The sequence below is a fragment of the Paraburkholderia sp. BL17N1 genome, assembly GCF_003634175.1.
Taxonomy (GTDB): Bacteria; Pseudomonadota; Gammaproteobacteria; order Burkholderiales; family Burkholderiaceae; genus Paraburkholderia.
Map to the genome: position 1 here is coordinate 3,137,367 of NZ_RBIW01000002.1, position 13,810 is coordinate 3,151,176.

At 66.2% G+C, this 13,810-nt stretch carries 10 protein-coding genes; 2 read left to right on the forward strand and 8 right to left on the reverse strand.

The features are described from left to right. Nucleotides 1-1,299 (forward strand): cobyrinate a,c-diamide synthase, encoded by a 1,299-nt coding sequence (locus B0G82_RS33995; RefSeq protein WP_121310443.1) that lies wholly within the window; start codon nucleotides 1-3, stop codon nucleotides 1,297-1,299. After that, nucleotides 1,283-1,942, forward strand: a complete 660-nt coding sequence (gene bluB / locus B0G82_RS34000) for a 5,6-dimethylbenzimidazole synthase (protein WP_121310444.1) — start codon at nucleotides 1,283-1,285, stop codon at nucleotides 1,940-1,942. The genes B0G82_RS33995 and bluB overlap by 17 nt, the downstream gene beginning before the upstream one ends. Nucleotides 1,943-1,963: 21 nt before the next feature. Here the strand turns inward: bluB and B0G82_RS34005 are convergent, their stop codons facing one another. The 8 genes from B0G82_RS34005 to B0G82_RS34040 all read right to left on the reverse strand — a co-directional run bounded on the left by B0G82_RS34005 (nucleotide 1,964) and on the right by B0G82_RS34040 (nucleotide 13,771). After that, nucleotides 1,964-2,608, reverse strand: a complete 645-nt coding sequence (locus B0G82_RS34005) for a DUF4136 domain-containing protein (RefSeq protein WP_121310445.1) — start codon at nucleotides 2,606-2,608, stop codon at nucleotides 1,964-1,966. Further along, complete coding sequence (locus tag B0G82_RS34010) at nucleotides 2,605-5,100, reverse strand: CHASE2 domain-containing protein (RefSeq protein WP_121310446.1); 2,496 nt, start codon at nucleotides 5,098-5,100, stop codon at nucleotides 2,605-2,607. The genes B0G82_RS34005 and B0G82_RS34010 overlap by 4 nt, the downstream gene beginning before the upstream one ends. 66 nt (nucleotides 5,101-5,166) lie before the next feature. Continuing rightward, nucleotides 5,167-6,630, reverse strand: a complete 1,464-nt coding sequence (locus tag B0G82_RS34015; protein ID WP_121310447.1) for a FecR domain-containing protein — start codon at nucleotides 6,628-6,630, stop codon at nucleotides 5,167-5,169. Next, nucleotides 6,627-7,364 (reverse strand): response regulator transcription factor, encoded by a 738-nt coding sequence (locus tag B0G82_RS34020; RefSeq protein ID WP_121310448.1) that lies wholly within the window; start codon nucleotides 7,362-7,364, stop codon nucleotides 6,627-6,629. Before B0G82_RS34020 ends, B0G82_RS34015 begins: the two co-directional genes overlap by 4 nt. A gap of 847 nt (nucleotides 7,365-8,211) precedes the next feature. Further along, the gene (locus tag B0G82_RS34025) at nucleotides 8,212-8,832 is read right to left on the reverse strand and encodes a septal ring lytic transglycosylase RlpA family protein (RefSeq protein ID WP_121311027.1); all 621 of its coding nucleotides are present in this window, start codon (nucleotides 8,830-8,832) and stop codon (nucleotides 8,212-8,214) included. 99 nt (nucleotides 8,833-8,931) lie between these two features. Next, the gene (locus tag B0G82_RS34030; RefSeq protein ID WP_121310449.1) at nucleotides 8,932-9,741 is read right to left on the reverse strand and encodes a peptidoglycan DD-metalloendopeptidase family protein; all 810 of its coding nucleotides are present in this window, start codon (nucleotides 9,739-9,741) and stop codon (nucleotides 8,932-8,934) included. Between the two features lie 73 nt (nucleotides 9,742-9,814). After that, on the reverse strand, nucleotides 9,815-10,063 hold the full coding sequence (locus B0G82_RS34035; protein ID WP_121310450.1) for a hypothetical protein: 249 nt from the start codon (nucleotides 10,061-10,063) through the stop codon (nucleotides 9,815-9,817). Nucleotides 10,064-10,303: 240 nt separating this feature from the next. Continuing rightward, entirely contained in the window at nucleotides 10,304-13,771 is a 3,468-nt protein-coding gene (locus B0G82_RS34040; RefSeq protein ID WP_121310451.1) for a DEAD/DEAH box helicase, read from the reverse strand. Nucleotides 13,772-13,810 lie beyond the last annotated feature (39 nt).

A 13,810-nucleotide genomic window follows, 5' to 3' on the forward strand; every position in this document is an offset into this window, starting at 1 on the left:
ATGGCCGCGTGCCCCGCCCTGTTCATCAGTGCGCCTGCTTCGGGTCAAGGCAAGACCACGATCACGGCGGGACTCGCGCGCTACCATCGGCGGCTGGGGCGACGCGTGCGCGTCTTCAAGACCGGACCGGATTTTCTCGATCCGATGATTCTGGCGCGCGCGAGCGGCGCGCCGGTCCTCTCGCTCGATCTGTGGATGGTAGGCGAAGCCGCCTGCCGCACGCTGCTCGCGCAGGCCGCCGCCGAAGCCGACCTGATCCTGATCGAAGGCGTGATGGGTCTGTTCGACGGCACGCCGAGCAGCGCCGATCTCGCCACCGTATTCGGCGTGCCGGTGCTCGCGGTGATTTCGGCGAAGGCGATGGCGCAGACCTTCGGCGCGGTCGCCTTCGGTCTCGCGCAATTCCGGCCGCAGGTGCCGTTTTACGGCGTGCTCGCCAATCGCGTCGGCTCCGCGCGGCATGCGCAGATGCTGGAAGAAGCGTTGCCGCCGGATCTGCGCTGGTGCGGACACATTGCCGCCAGCGATGAAATCGCACTCCCCGATCGTCACCTCGGCTTGCATCAGGCGCAAGAAATCGACGACCTCGACGCGCGACTGGATCACGCCGCTGACACTTTAGGCCGCACCGCGCTCGCCGAATTGCCGCCGCCGGTCGAGTTCGGCACACCGACACCCGAGATCCTGCCGCGCCTGCTTGACGGCAAGACAATCGCCATTGCGCGCGACGCCGCGTTCTCGTTCATCTATCCGGCGAACGTCGCGTTGCTGGAAACGCTCGGCGCGCAAGTCGCTTTCTTCTCGCCGCTCGCCGACGAAGCCCTGCCGGAACGCACCGACGCTGTGTATCTTCCAGGCGGCTACCCGGAACTCCACGCCGCCACGCTGGCCAGCAACACGCACAGCGCGGCGAGCATCCACGCGCACGCGGCGGCCGGCAAATCGCTCGTCGCCGAATGCGGCGGCATGCTGTATCTGCTCGACCAACTCACCGACACGCACGGCGTGACCACACCGATGCTCGGCCTGCTGCCCGGCCACGCGACCATGCAAACGCGCTTCACCGCGCTTGGCATGCAGCAGATCGACAGCCTGCATGGGCCGATGACCGGCCACACGTTTCACTACTCGAAGCTGAACACGTCGCTCACGCCGCTGCGCTCGGCCACCAGGCCGCAGGGCGACGCGCCCGGCGAGGCTATTTATCGCGCCGGCTCGATCGTGGCGACTTACATGCACGCTTACTGGCCCTCCAACCCGGCCTTCACGGCCGCCCTGTTCCATGGCGAAGCCTTTTAACGATTCCGAGCGCGACGCCGTTTACCGCGCGATCTACGAACGCCGCGACATGCGCCATTTCGTGCGTGATCCGGTCGATCCGGCCGTGCTGCAGCGTCTGCTCGACGCCGCGCATCACGCGCCGAGCGTCGGCTTCATGCAGCCGTGGCGGATCGCGCGGATCACCGATCCCGCGCTGCGCACGGCTTTGCACGATGCGGTGGAAAGCGAACGGCTCGCCACCGCCGATGCGCTCGGCAAACGCCGCGAAGAGTTCATGAAGCTGAAAGTGGAAGGCATGCTGGACTGCGGCGAACTGCTGGTGATGGCGCTGATGGACGGCCGCGAGCGCCACATCTTCGGCCGGCGCACGCTGCCGGAGATGGACCTCGCGTCGGTGGCCTGCGCGATTCAGAACATGTGGCTGGCCGCGCGCGCCGAAGGTCTCGGCATGGGCTGGGTGTCGCTGTTCGACGTCGACGCGGTTCGCCAACTGCTGCGCATGCCCGAGGGCGCGCGTCCCGTGGCGATTCTGTGTCTCGGCCACGTCGACCGGTTTTACAGCGAGCCGATGCTGGAAACCGAACGCTGGGCGAGCCGCGTGCCGCTCGCCGATTGCGTGTTCGAAAACCGCTGGCCGGAAGGCAGCGATGCGCCGGAATGAACTCGACGTGTGTTACAGCCCTTACGGCTGAAGCGGCTTCAGTGACGTCACTACCGGCACACCGCCGGTTTCGTCGACGCGCAATTTGACGCGCCAATCGGGTGGCGCATCGAAGGGAAAACTGGCGAGCGCGCTTTTGACGAGCGTCGGCATGGCATGCAGCGGGTCCGCGTCGCGGTCGCTGCTCACCGCGCTCACTTTATAGACCTCCTGTCCGCTCGCGCACTCGAAAAACCGCAGCGTCAGCGCATGCTGGTACGCGGGACCGCCGAACAGAGAGAACGGTGCGGCGGGCCCGCGCCGGCAGTCGCCTGACGTACAGCCGCTTTCATTGACGCCGATGGTCGCCGGCCGCGTGTCGTAGGCGACTGAGAGCAGATAGCGCGCGGTTCCAGCCGCCGTCGCGACAAAGCCCTGCTTCGCCAACTCGTCCACCAGCAGGCGCTCGAACTGCGGATGATCCGCGCTGACTTCTTGCGACGGCATGCGCACGATCGTGTAAGTCCGCTCGCCTTGCAACGCGGCGGCCGCGTTCCTGGCACCGGCGGTATGCACGTCGGCGCTCAGACCCGTGCAACCGGTGAGACTTGCCGACGCCAGCGCGGCACAGATCAGGAGTGCTTTCACCATCTTCTCGCTTCGATAAGGTGTGTGTTCGTATGTCATGGGCGCGGCGTGACCGAGGCACCCGATTGTGCGTCTTCGAGCACCGGCAGGCAAATCGTGAATGCCGTGCCCTGGCCGGGCTCGCTCGCCACCTCGACATCGCCGCCGTGGCGCGTGACGACCGTCTTGACGAAGGCCATGCCGAGCCCGGCGCCGCCCACTTCCGGCCGCTCGGTTTCGTGAAACCGCCGGAAGCGCTCGAACAACCCGGCCTGCTGCTCTTTCGGGATGCCGTAGCCCTGATCGCGAATCGTGCACGACACGCGCCTGACCGTCGCCGGCACGCCCTTCGGCGGCAGGCTCGCAATGCTGCACACGATCCGCGTATCCGGCGGGCTGTACTTGACCGCGTTGTTCAGAATGTTGACGAGCGCGCGTGTCATCAGCGACCGGTCGGCGCAGATCCAGTGGCCATCGTCGGCAGCGTCGGCAATGCCCGTCTCCGTGTGCAGCGTGATGCGCCTGGCGTGCGCCTGCGGCCAGACTTCGTCGCTCGCGTCGATCATCAACTCGGCGAGATTCACCGGTTCGAGCACATAGGTTTGCGATTCGGCGCGCGCCAGTTGCACGAAGTCGTCGGCCAGCGTCAGCGCGCGCTGCGCGTAGCGTTCAATGCGTTCGAGCAAGCCGCGAGCGAGTTCCGGCTCGCGCCGGGCACGTTCGATCTCCACCAGCGCGAGAATCGACGCCTGCGGCGAACGCATGTCGTGCGAGAGGAGCCGCAGCGCGTCTTCGCGCTGACGCTCGGCCGCATGCAAGGCCGACACATTGACGAGGCCCGCAATCCAGCCGGTCGTCTCGCCCTGCTCGTTGGTGCAGTTCGCGTAGCGCAGCAAATGATCGCGCTCGTGGGCGTCGCGCACCTCGACGCCGTGCGCCATCAGCGCGGCGAATTCGTGGCGCGCGGGATCGAGCGGCGCCGGCCAGTGCGTGCGGGCGAGCAGATTGTTTTCGGCCTTGGAGGCCGCATCGGTGTCGATCGTCTTTACGAGGGTCAAGCCGCCCAGCACGTCCTGCATCGGCCGGCCTTCGGGCAGCGGCGCGCCGAGCCGCGCGAAATGCGCCTTGGCGGCATGGTTGGCGATCAGCACGACACCGCGCACGTCGCTCACGAGGATCGGCTCGGGCATGCTGTCGAGGCTGTCCCATACGAAACGCTTCATGTCCTGCACGCGCTGCGCGGCCTGCGCCATCAGCGCCATGTGCTGCTCCAGCACGTCGCCGCCGAACTCGCGGCGGCGCTGCGGCGTTTCCGGCAGCAGATGGGGTTCGTCGGCGAGACGCTGTAGTTCTCCGCGCAGATACGCCATGGTCATTTCGAGGCGCCGCCAGTTCCAGATTGGATATACGGCCACCAGACCCGCGATCGCCGGCACCGGCGACATCCAGAGCCGCGCGCCGTACAGCAAGGCGGCGCTGCCGGCCACCGCGAGCAGACACAGCGCACCGGTGAGCAACAATGAACGGCGCGGCGACAGTACGAGAAATCCGGCCAGCAATGCGGCAAGCGGCGCGAGCGACACCGCGAACAGCATCCACGGATAGACCGGCTCGATCTCGCGGCCGGTGAGCAGCGTGTCGAGCACGTTCGCGTGGATATACACGCCGGGCAGCGGACCGAGTTCACCGGACACGGGCGTCGCGAAGCGGTCGTACAAGCCGGACGCGGTCACGCCGATCAGCACGATGCGGCCGCGTAACTGCTCCGGCGTCACATTGCCGGCGAGCACGCGCGCGAAACTCAGTTTCGTGTAGTTCTGCGCGTTGTGACCGAACGGGATCAGGAAACGGCCTTCGCCGGCGTCGTCGGCCGAGGAGTCGGTTTCGGCTGCGTGCAAGGCAGGACCGCGCGGCGAGCCGATCAGGTGGAGCGAGCCGTGCTCCACCGCCCGGGCGACCGGCACCATCAGTTGTGGCCAGCGCGCATCCGCGTCGCCCTCGTAGCGCGCGACGCTGCGCACGATGCCGTCGCTGTCGACTTCGAGATTGATATGGCCTAGCCCCGCCGCCGCATGCGCGAGCGGCGCCACCGGCTCGACCACGACGCGACGGCCGCTGTCATCGGGCGCGGTGAGCAAGATCGGCAGATAGGTCGGACTCAGCGCGATCGCGCGGGCGAGGTCGGCGTCCTGCGGGTTGGCTTCGGTGAACAGCACGTCGTAGATCACCGCGGCGGGTTTCGCGCCGGCGATCTGTTCCAGCAGCTTCGCGTGAACACTGCGCGGCCACGGCCAGCGGCCGAGTTGCGCGATGCTTGCGTTGTCGATTTCAATCACCACGATATCGCGCAGCAGTGGCGGCGCATGCAGGCTCAGAAAGCGGTCATAGACCAGATGATCGACGCTCGCGCTCATGCGGCCGAGCGAACTGAGCAGAATCACCACGACGCCGAGACAGCCGATACCCACCCATTCGATCAGGAAGCGGCGGCCGGCGCGCCGTCCGAGACGGGCGCGCGGATCGAGGCTCAGGCGCGTAGGAGTGGTCGGCAAAGGGTTGCTTGGTTCGAAACCAGGAAGCGGGCTGATGCATGGCTCAGCCCCGTGAATCTACCAGCGTCAGCGCGCAAGCGTAAACGAGCGCACCGCACTGCTCTTTTCATAGAAGCGGCCGTTCTCGAACTGCTCGGCGACGATCGTCCAGTAATAGACGCCCGGCGGCAGATCGCTCACGCTCAGTTGACCGCTGGACAGATCGGTGCGGTCCACGAGCGGATGGCGCAGATCGGCCGTGCTCGCCAGCACGAAACGGAAGCGTGTCCCGGCTGTGGCGCGGCTGACGAACCAGCGGAATTCGTAGTCGCGGCGGCCGGCCCGCTGCGTTGCGGACGCGGCCAATCCGAGCTGCCGGCGTTCGAACGCATACACCTGCGGCAAGCCTTCGAGGCCGTGAGCGTCGATCGCGGCAATGCGTACGAAATAGGTGCCGTCGGCCAGGTCGCCGAAATCCGCGTGCGGCTCGCTCACGCGCTGGTCGCGGATCAGGTCCAGCTGGTCCGCGTCGCGCGCGATCTGCACGCGGTAGGCCACCGCGCGGTCGGCCGGCACGAGGTCGAACGCGACTGTTTTGCCGTCCTGCACCTTGGCCGGCTGCGTGAGCGCCGGCGCGGGCAGCAATTCGACCGGGCCGCCGATCGCGCCGCCCGCCTGGGTCACACTGCCGAAGCGCGCCTTCACGAGTTGCGCGGCAGCCTGCAGCGGCATGCCGGGCGCCGGCGCAAAAGCGCGAGCGCCGAGCGCGGCCGGGTCGACGCCGACCGCGCCGTCCAGCACCTCCACCGCGGTGGTTTGCGCGCCGCCGTCGTAGACGACCTTGAAGCGCGTGCCGCGCACGCCCGCGACAACGGACGGCGAGCGGATCTGGAAGCGGTCGTCCTTTTTGGTCGCATGCGTAACCTGGCTTTCGACTTCGCCGTTGCGCAGTTCGAGCATGCGATCGCTGGCGCCGGTCAGCGTGGTGCGCCTCAGCGTGCCGATATCCAGCAGGCCGTTCTGCCCCACCGTGACGTGCGAGCCGTCCGGCAACTCCAGCGTCACAAAACCGTTGTCTCCCGTGCGCACGCGGTCGCCTTCGCCGAGCGTCGTGCCTTCAGCGAGCGGCACGTAGGGGTTCTTGCCGAACGCGTGCTCGGCCGGCCCGCTGGTCGCGATCACGCGGGCCGATTCCTGTTCCTGTTTGAGCTTGTCGGCAGGCAGCAGCAACGCGATGCCGGCCGGCAAGCGGCGTGGCGCGGGCACATGATTCAGCCGGCTCAGCACGGCCCAATCGCTCGGGTCGCGCAGATAGCGGCCGGCGATCTCGTAGAGCGTGTCGCCTGCGTGGGTCAGATACGAGACATAAGCCGGCGCGGCGGCTTTCACACGCGGCTTGGGCGCGCGCGAAGCGTGCGACGCTTGCGCGGACGCCGACACCGGCGCGAAACAGGTCATCGCCAGAAGGCCGGCCGCCGCGAGCCATGCGCCGCCGCGGCGGCCCGGCGAAACCGGGCTGCCGCCTGCTGCCCCAGCGACGGCAACCGTCACGCCTCCCCCGCTTCAGGACGTTGGCCGGGCGCCGCCGGCGGCGTGGCGGAATCGATTCGTTCCAGCCGGTAGCCGTAGCCGTAAATCGGCGTCAGCCGGTAGCCCTGCTCCGGGCGCAGGCCGAGCTTGCTGCGCAGCATCGACACGTGGGTGTCCATGGTGCGCGACGGAATGTCGGTCGCCTGCTTCCAGATCACGTCGAGAATATGCGCGCGCGACAGCGGCCGGCTCAGATGCTGGAACAGCAGCAGCGCGAGTTCGAACTCTTTCTGCGTGACGGCGACCGTCGTGCCGCGCACCACCACGTGCTTGGCGCCCAGATCGAATTCGAATTCGCCGAAGACTTCCTTCGCCGCGGGCGGCTTGAGATGGTACGCGCGGCGCAGTAGTGAACCGACGCGCGCCAGCAAGACCGCGGCGGACACCGGTTTGACGACATAGTCGTCCGCGCCCGTGTTGAGAATCGACGTGATGTCGGTTTCGCGGCCGCGACTCGTCATGAACAGAACCGGCAGGCGCTCGGAGAGGCTTTCGCGCACCCAGCGCAGCACCTCTTCGCCCGACATGTCGGGCACGTTCCAGTCGAGCACCAGCAGATCGAACGTCTGGCGCCGCAGTTGCCGCACCAGTTCACGACCCGCGCCGAATGCGTGACAGATATGGCCCGCCGCCGACAGTGTCTGGCAAACCAGGTCGGCCTGAGCCGAATCGTCATCCAGGACAGCAATTCTCATAACACCCCGCAACGCGACATTCTTCGTAACTGGTGGCCGGTTAGCCGGCAGATGACCGGGATGACGGCGTAAGCACCGACGATCCGGCTTCCAATTTCATCTTCGGCTGCACATTTTTAGACTTATGGTCCCTTGCCTTGCGCCCTTTCAGGCCTGCCCGCCGCCATCTCGGTATTAGGACGCGCGATTCGCTTTATCGCGCCGGGTATCGAGGGGAAGGTCATCATAATCGAAAAACGACCGCTCTTTTCGGATGCGATTAAGCCGCTATCCGGTCCGGCTATGCGACGCCATTATTGGTATCGACCGCTTGGCTCGTGGTTCGGGTCGGCTGGTCTCGCTTGCACGGTGATTGGCCCCGTTCGCCGTTGTCGTTTCACGCCGCGTCCTGCATTCAGCTCGTGGCGATTTGACAATTTGCGAGTCAGTATAGGAACAGTCTCAAAATAAATCGTTTAAGAATTGTTAAACCGCAGGACTCGCCGTCCGGACAAAAAAATGCGGCGCGGCCTCAATCCGAAGGCCGACGCCGCCCAAAACATCACACGCTCGCCGGGGTCAAGCCGCACGAGTGAAGTTAAATTAGCCTGTCAGAAAATTGCGCTCAAGATGAAAGAACTGCCTTTGTAACTGGCCGTGAGGTAGTTATTACGTCGGACGTAATTCTTGCGTAGGAGAGAGCTTGAGCCCTATGCGCTGAAAATAGTATGAATTGAAGCGCCCGCGTCGGCGAATTTACATACGCAGCGGTTTTGTTACAGTTGCGCGATTGTCGGAGTCTTACGGTTGTCTTTAATCGATCGGGTCATATGTTCAACCGTAACCCTTTCGTCATCGCGATTCGGCTTCAGGCACCGGCTTCCTGACAGCGGCGTGTTGTCGCGATGCGTTCCAGCGTGACCTGCGCATTGCCCGCCGCGCCCATACCGAGCGCCTGCGCGGCGGCGTACGATAGATCGACGATCCGGCCACGCACGAACGGCCCGCGATCGTTGATACGAACGATCACCGAACGCGCACCGCCGAGCGCCGTCACCCGCACGCATGCGCCCAGCGGAAAGGTGCGATGCGCCGCCGTAAGCGCGTGCATGTCGTAGCGCTCGCCGCTCGCGGTGCGGCGCCCCTGAAACTGCTTGCCGTACCACGTTGCCATGCCGGTTTGCCGGAAGCTGTTGCCGCAGGCGCAGGCGTGTGTGGACGATGCAGCATCGGCGTTCGCCGCTGGATTGGGCGTCGGCGCGTCGCTCACGGTGTCTAATGCATTCGATGCGTCGGTGTCGCCGCTGTCGCCCGTTTGAGCTGCGTGCCGCGTTGCGTCGTAACCGAGGCGGTCGACGGCAGCGCGGCCGCTCAGCGAATCGCGCCGCGCGCCCGGTTGCGCGCATCCGGCGAGCGCGAGCAGCACGCCGAGCAGCAGGACTGCCGGCGCGCGCCGGGCTGCCGCGAAGCACTGTAGATAGAAAGTCATAGGCATCACGTCGCGCGACGCGCTGGCCATGGCAAGCGCCGCGTCGCGTTCGAGTTCGAGGTCACTGCGGATGAGCGGCGGGGCCGCGAGCGCGCCGCGTTACTGGCGCTTCGGGAGGTACTTGAGCGGATCGACCGGTTTGCCACCCGCGCGCACTTCGAAACGCAGCGACGCCTGGCCTTTGTCGTCGGCGCCCATTTCGGCGATCACGTCGCCTGCCTTGACGGCCGTGCCTTCCTTGACGAGCAACGCGCGGTTGTTGCCGTACGCCGTCAACAGATCGGTGTCGTGCTTGATGATGATCAGCTTGCCGTACGCCGCGATGCGCCCGCCCACGTAGACAACCCGGCCGCCGGACGCCGCCCGCACGGGTTCGCCGACGCGCCCGCCTATTACGATCCCCTTCGTCTTGCCCGCCACGAACGGCGCGCTCACGAGACCGCTTACCGGCCACGCGAGTCGCGCCTTTGCGGACGCAGGCTCACTCGAACTATCCGCGAAGATGGCTCGCGCTTGTGCGAGCGAATTCGATGGAGCGCCGGTTATGCCGGGTGCGCTGGCCATTGACGGTGGCGCGACGCGCAGCACCTGATCGACGCGCAAGCCATCCGCCGGCGATAAGTGATTCCACTGCGCGAGCGCCGAAGGCTCGCGGCCGAACGCCTTGGCGACGCCGATCTGCGTGTCGCCGGGGTTGACGCGGTAGAAGCCCGCGGGGACTTGCGAAGTGGGCACCGGCGCAGGCACCGGCGTAGGCAAAGGTGCAAGCGCGAGCGGCGCTGCATCGTCAATATGGGTCGAGCGCGCCGGCGACACGGGCAGCGCGCAACTTGTCAACGACGCGGCGAGCGACAACGCGAACAGCATGGAGGAGCCCGATCTGGCAAAGCGGGACGTACAGGTTTTCATCGGGGAGATCCGGGTCAATCGATGCGGGCCGGCGACTTGCGCCGGCCCGCATCGTCACATCGTCGGGCGATGCTTACGGCTTAGCCGGCGCCGCGTCGTCATTCGACGGCGCGTTTTGCGCGCCGCCGGCCGCCGAAGCAGCCTGATGGTGATGCGCGTGCTTGTGATGCTTTTTCTTGTGGTGATGCTTCGCAGCCGGCGCGGAGGCCTCCTGCGTAGCCACACCGGCTTGCGACGAGACGCCGACCGGCGTGGATGCCTGGGCGAATGCGCCGATCGAGAACAAACCCGCGACGGTAGCGGCGAAAATGTGCTTCTTCATGGACGTTATTTCCTTAACGAACTGCGTTGACTGACCGCTTCACGGTCGCGTGTTCAACGAGTGTCAGGACAAAGCGTTGACGGTGGCGCCGGGAACAGGGCGTTCCTTGACGATTTGTCACGCTTGCGCTTATGGCAGCGTCAAATGTGGAGATATTTGAGCGCCCGCGAACGGGCGTAACGTCGCGCGGCGCGGCATGCGCGCCGGACGTTTCGAGATGGCTTTCCGGCTTGCCGGTTCCTACCGGCCGCCTTCGATTTCCGGCATCGGCGCGAATAGCGCGTCGAGGTCGTCGTCCGAGAACTTGGCGGCCCCGGCGGCGTCTTCGGAAAGAATGCTGTCGGCGAGTCCGGCCTTCTGCTCCTGCAACTCGACGATCTTTTCCTCGATGCTGCCCGCCGCGATCAGCTTGTAGACGAACACCGGCTTGTCCTGGCCCAGCCGATGCGCGCGATCGGTCGCCTGATTCTCGGCGGCCGGGTTCCACCACGGGTCGTAGTGGATCACCGTGTCGGCGGCGGTCAGGTTCAGGCCGACGCCGCCCGCCTTCAGGCTGATCAGGAACAGCGGCACCTCGCCCTTCTGAAAACGCTCGACCGGCGTGACGCGATCCGTCGTGTCGCCCGTGAGCATCACGTAGGGAATCGCGGCTTCTTCGAGCGCTTGTGCGATCAGCGACAACATGCCGGTGAACTGCGAGAACAGCAGCACGCGGCGGCCTTCCTCGATCAGTTCGGGCAGCATGGACAGAAGCAGGTCGAGCTTGGCCGACCGCATGGCGCGCGCGCCCTTCTCGACCTTGCTCGTCCTGTCGGCTTTTTCAGACACGTCGCCCGCCTCGCCGGTGGCCTTCAGCGTTCTGACGAGTCGCGGATCGCAGCACACCTGGCGCAGCTTCAGCAAAGCGTCGAGCACGATGATGTGACTGCGCGCGAGACCCTGCGCGCTGACAGCGGCGCGCACTTTCTCCTGCATCGCCGTGCGCACGGTTTCGTAGAGATCGCGCTGCGCGCCTTCGAGATCCACCGAGCACAGGATCGTGGTCTTGGCCGGCAACTCCTTGGCGACCTCGTCCTTGCGACGGCGCAGCATGAACGGCCGGATACGGCGCGCGAGCAACGAGCGGCGCACGCCGTCGCCGTTTTTTTCGATCGGGTTGCGCCAGCGCCTGGTGAAGTCTTTCTGGCTGCCGAGAAAACCCGGCAACAGAAAGTCGAACTGCGACCACAGCTCGCCGAGATGATTCTCCAGCGGCGTGCCCGTCAAACACAGCCGATGCCGCGCGCGCAGCCCGCGAATCGCCTGCGCGGCTTTGGTGGTGGCGTTCTTCACGTACTGCGCTTCGTCGAGAATCAGCAAGTGATACTCATGCTCGGCGAGCACCTTTTGATCGCGCCACAACAGCGCGTACGTGGTCAGAATCAGCTCGTGTTCGCCGATCTGCTCGAAGCGCTCCTTGCGCTGCGGTCCGTTCAACACCAGCACTTTCAGTTCGGGCGCGAAGCGGCGCGCTTCCTCGCGCCAGTTGTGAACGAGCGTGGTCGGCACCACGATCAGCGCCGGCTGTGTCAGACGCCCCGCTTCTTTTTCCGCGAGGATATGCGCGAGCGTCTGCACGGTCTTGCCCAGACCCATGTCGTCGGCGAGCACGCCGGCGAGATTCTGTTCGCGCAGAAACTGCATCCAGTTCAGGCCTTGCTGCTGATAGGTCCGCAGTTCGGCCTTCAGCCCACGCGGCACCTGGACTTCACGCAGGCCTGGCCCGGCTTGCAGACGCTGCGCAAGCTGGCGGATCGAATCGTCGCCGCGGAATTGCCAGCGGCCGGTGCCGTTCAGCGCTTCCAGGCGGCCGGCGTCGACGGATGCCACGCGCAGCGGCGCACCGTCCGCGAGCGAGCCGCCAAGGGTGTCGAACAGATCCACGAGCACGCGCACCACCGGCTTCAGACGATCGGCGCGCAAACGCAGACGCTTGTTCTCCTCGGTCTTCAGCTCGATTGGCTCGTCGTCGGCGATGGCTTCGAGCGCGCCGCCCAGCCAGCGCCGGTCGCGCCGGAACAGGTCGGCGAGCAACGGTTCGAGCCGCACGTTGCGCTCGCCGATGCGAATGCCCATCTCCAGATCGAACCAGCCGTCGCCGGCCTGATGCGCGGTGCCTTCGATCGCGTCAATCTCGATCACGTTGTAGCGGAACTCGGGCGCCATCGTCACACGCCAGCCTTTGCTCACGAGTTCCGGCACGGCGTCGTTGACGAACGTGGACCACGCCTCGGCATCGGGCAAGCCGAGCATGGTGTCGGGCAGCAGCCGCGAGGCGTAGACCCGGCTGGTGGGCACCTTCTGCAAACCGGTCTTGCGCAGTTCGAGCAGACGTTTTTTCTCGGCCTCGTAGCGGCGGCGGATATGAATGACATCGCCGCCCGGCATCGGCACGAGCGTCACGCTGCTGTCCACGTTGATGCTCACGCCGTCGTAATCGAAACTCACGCCGGCCAGTTCGACCGCCGCGGTTTGCCGCAGCCCCGCCTTGCCCGCCGACGACGGCAGCGCGTGACTATTGAGTGAGAGTACCGGCACGGGCTCGACATCGATCACGCGAATCGCGGACGCGTCTTGCGTGGGTGGCAGCGGCAACTCGGGCGCGATCTCGCGCAGCACCGAGGCGACCAGCGGCGCTTCGGCGAGCGAGATTGGCGGCATGGCCAGATAATCGGGCAACTGCTGGAACGGCAGCGACGACTGGACAATGCCGGCCTCATTCGCGACGCCGTCCACGTACCAGACCGGCTCGGTCGGCAGCACCATGCTGGCGCGCGGCTCGGTGCAGAGCACAGGCCGCAGACGTTCGTCGGCGAGCGGCTCCCATTCGATCCGGCCGGGCCGGTCGGCGCCGCGCGACAGCGCGGTCGGGCCCGCCTCGCCCGGCGCGGGCTTGAAGTCGAAGAACAGCCGCCCCGTGGCGATCAGTTTTTGCAGCGTCTCCGCGCCGCTCGTGCCGCGCAGAATGAACTGGCCGAAATCCTCACGCGAGCGGCCCAGCCACAGACCGCGCAGGATCGACAGGTCTTCGTCGGAGACGAACTTCGGCTGTTTGAGCAGCGCCGCTTCCACATTGCCCCAGGCTTCGTCGACCGCGACGACCGCGCCGGCGGCATTGCAGCGCGCGCGGTGCAGCACCACCTCGTGGCGCTTGTGGAAGCTGGACCAGTTCAGCTGGTACGCGAGCGTCTGCGTGCGTGGGGCGCTCGCCTTCTGCGCGTCGGCATCCGCGGCCTCGGCCCGGGCGCGAAAACGTTCGAGCCAACTGACCAGTTCGGGCCGCACGCCCGACGGCTGTCCCATGTGCCCCATGTGTGCAATCCGCTTCGGCGGCAGGTCGCCCGCGGTCTCGCCGTCGTCCAGTTCGACCTGGGTGATATGGTCCATCTCGTCGTGGTACTCGAGCTCGGCGAACAACAGCGCGGCGACGTGCTTGCAGTTGCGGCCGACCGGGCAAGAGCAGTCGCCCTGCGCCCAGGGCGAACCGCCGTCGGTGCGGAATTGCACCCGCGTTTTGTAGGGTGTCGGTCGGGTGCCCTGCACCTCGCCGCTGAGCGTGGCGCCGTGCCATTTCACGTTGCTGACAGGGCCGACCGAGCGCGCCTTGGCGACGGTATGGTCCCCGAGCCACTCTGCAATCCGTTCCCGATCAAAGAAAACTGACGACATCAGCGTCCAATCCTATTCAAGCCGGCTTGGGCAAGCGCG

Excerpts from the sequence above, each read along its gene's own strand:
- B0G82_RS33995 (WP_121310443.1), top strand. The coding sequence starts at position 1 with ATGGCCGCGTGCCCCGCCCTGTTCATCAGTGCGCCTGCTTCGGGTCAA.
- bluB (WP_121310444.1), top strand. The coding sequence starts at position 1,283 with ATGGCGAAGCCTTTTAACGATTCCGAGCGCGACGCCGTTTACCGCGCG.
- B0G82_RS34005 (WP_121310445.1), bottom strand. The coding sequence starts at position 2,608 with ATGACATACGAACACACACCTTATCGAAGCGAGAAGATGGTGAAAGCA.
- B0G82_RS34020 (WP_121310448.1), bottom strand. The coding sequence starts at position 7,364 with ATGAGAATTGCTGTCCTGGATGACGATTCGGCTCAGGCCGACCTGGTT.
- B0G82_RS34025 (WP_121311027.1), bottom strand. The coding sequence starts at position 8,832 with ATGACTTTCTATCTACAGTGCTTCGCGGCAGCCCGGCGCGCGCCGGCA.
- B0G82_RS34030 (WP_121310449.1), bottom strand. The coding sequence starts at position 9,741 with ATGAAAACCTGTACGTCCCGCTTTGCCAGATCGGGCTCCTCCATGCTG.
- B0G82_RS34035 (WP_121310450.1), bottom strand. The coding sequence starts at position 10,063 with ATGAAGAAGCACATTTTCGCCGCTACCGTCGCGGGTTTGTTCTCGATC.
- B0G82_RS34040 (WP_121310451.1), bottom strand. The coding sequence starts at position 13,771 with ATGTCGTCAGTTTTCTTTGATCGGGAACGGATTGCAGAGTGGCTCGGG.